Annotated in this window: 3 protein-coding genes; 1 reads left to right on the forward strand and 2 read right to left on the reverse strand. The window is 36.5% G+C overall.

Annotation, left to right across the window (positions count from 1 at the left end; translation table 11 throughout):
* Nucleotides 1-19: 19 nt before the first annotated feature.
* Both HMPREF0518_RS08225 and murI read right to left on the reverse strand, forming a co-directional pair.
* Nucleotides 20-640: an XTP/dITP diphosphatase gene (locus HMPREF0518_RS08225; RefSeq protein ID WP_003627744.1), complete on the reverse strand. Its 621-nt coding sequence runs from the start codon at nt 638-640 to the stop codon at nt 20-22.
* A complete protein-coding gene (gene murI / locus HMPREF0518_RS08230) occupies nt 640-1,443 on the reverse strand; it encodes a glutamate racemase (RefSeq protein WP_003627745.1) in 804 nt (267 codons plus the stop codon). Before murI ends, HMPREF0518_RS08225 begins: the two co-directional genes overlap by 1 nt.
* Nucleotides 1,444-1,519: 76 nt before the next feature.
* On the opposite strand from murI, the gene HMPREF0518_RS08235 reads away from it, so the two are divergent.
* Entirely contained in the window at nt 1,520-1,933 is a 414-nt protein-coding gene (locus tag HMPREF0518_RS08235) for a YslB family protein (protein ID WP_003627746.1), read from the forward strand.
* Nucleotides 1,934-1,973: the final 40 nt, after the last annotated feature.

Below are 1,973 nucleotides of genomic sequence, written 5' to 3' on the forward strand. Positions count from 1 at the left end.
CAAAATTCTAAACACTTTTTTAATTGAATTGTTTTAGCCAATCCGGCAATTCTTGCAATAATTTTCTCACCGCATTACCACGATGAGAGATTTCATTTTTCTCATCTGTTGTCATTTGTGCAAAAGTCTTGCCCTTTTCAGGAATAAAGAATAGCGGATCATAACCAAAGCCATCTTCACCGCGTGGTGCAGCCAGGATCCGACCTGAACAAGTACCTGAAACAACTAAATCCTTATCAAACTCACCTGGCATTGAAACAACGATTGTCGTCCAAAACTTTGCCGTTCTCTTTTCATCAGGTACGCCGCCCAAATTAGCTAGCAACTTTGCATTATTTTTAGCATCATTATGAGCTTCACCTGCATAACGAGCACTTCTTACGCCAGGTTCACCGTTTAATGCATCAACCATTAAGCCTGAATCATCGGCAATTGTTGGCAATCCTGAAAAATCTGCTAACTCATGAGCTTTAATTTTGGCATTTGCTTCAAAAGTCCGTCCACTTTCAATTGGATTAGGCGGATTATCTAAATCAGCATTAGTCTTGATTTCGACACCCACGCCAGCTCTCTTAAAAGCTTCTTTTAATTCCTTAGCTTTTCCTTGATTGCCGGTCGCAAATAAAATTTCCTTAGTCATTATAAATTCCTCGTATCTACTTGATGACTAGTCAAATCTGCTTGTCCTAAAAATCTTCTTCCCATTTCTGAGAATTTATCAGGATCTCCAGTAGTGTAATATTCATGCTTTCCAGCTTGATCGAATGAACTAAATAAGCCATCACGCCGCATAACATTAAACGTATATTGTGCTACTTGATCAGCAGGATCTACAATTTGAATTTTATCACCTAATGCTTCCACAAATTCATTTTGAATTAAAGGATAATGCGTACAGCCCAAAACAAAAGTATCAAAATCTTGATCCTTAAGCGGAGCAATACTGCGTTTAACTGCTGCTAAATTAGTATCATAATCCTTTTGGCTTTCAATGAGGGGAGCAAGCTCTGGTGCTGCTACTTCCATCACCTTAATATCAGGATCTCTGAATTTAATTTCTTTTTGATATGCATGCGAATTAATTGTTACCGGTGTTGCTGCTACTGCAACTTTTTTATTTTTAGTCGTTCTTGCCGCAGCTAAACTACCTGATTGAATAACTCCGATAATTTGCTGCTCAACTTCATTTTGCAAAGTGGGCATTGCCACTGCCGTTGCTGTGTTGCAGGCAAAAATAATTAACTTTACTTTCTTTTGCAATAAAAACTTTACGCTACGACGCGTAAGTTCAATAATTTGTTCACGACTTTTATCGCCATAAGGCATATTGGCACTATCACCAATAAAAACAGTAGATTCGTGAGGCAACTTTTCAATTACTTTTTTAACAACTGTAAAGCCGCCAACACCCGAGTCTAACAATCCAATGGGACGATTATCCATAATAAAAACCTCTTATTAAGAAAAAATTATTTTCTACTCCTACTAGTTTACGGTAAAATAAAAAAGAATAAAAGGGATGAATAAGTTTATGACAGAAAACGCAAACGAACACGTATATTTTATTAATCAGCTTTACCGCGACTTTCTTTTACCAACTATTTTAGGTGATGATGATGCCCCTATTCTTTATTGGGCTGGCAAAAGAATTTCACGTCACTACGACTTAAGCGATTTTGATGATTTGGCTGATTTCTTCCATATGGCTAAATTTGGTACTCTTGTAAAAACCAAAGAAAGAAGAGCCTCCATCACTTTTGAATTAAGCGGTCAAAATATCGAAGACCGTTTAGACAGTGGTAGTAAAGAATTTTCTCTTGAAAGTGGCATGATTGCCGAAACCGTACAAAAGGAAACTGGTAAAATCACCGAAAGTGAAATTACCATTTTACCTAAAGAAAAGAAAGTTAAAATCATTGCTCGTTTCGGCTAAAAATTATAGTCTATAAAAAAGATAGCTTTTTTATAGATTA

This window comes from Lactobacillus helveticus DSM 20075 = CGMCC 1.1877 (genome assembly GCF_000160855.1).
Classification (GTDB): domain Bacteria; phylum Bacillota; class Bacilli; order Lactobacillales; family Lactobacillaceae; genus Lactobacillus; species Lactobacillus helveticus.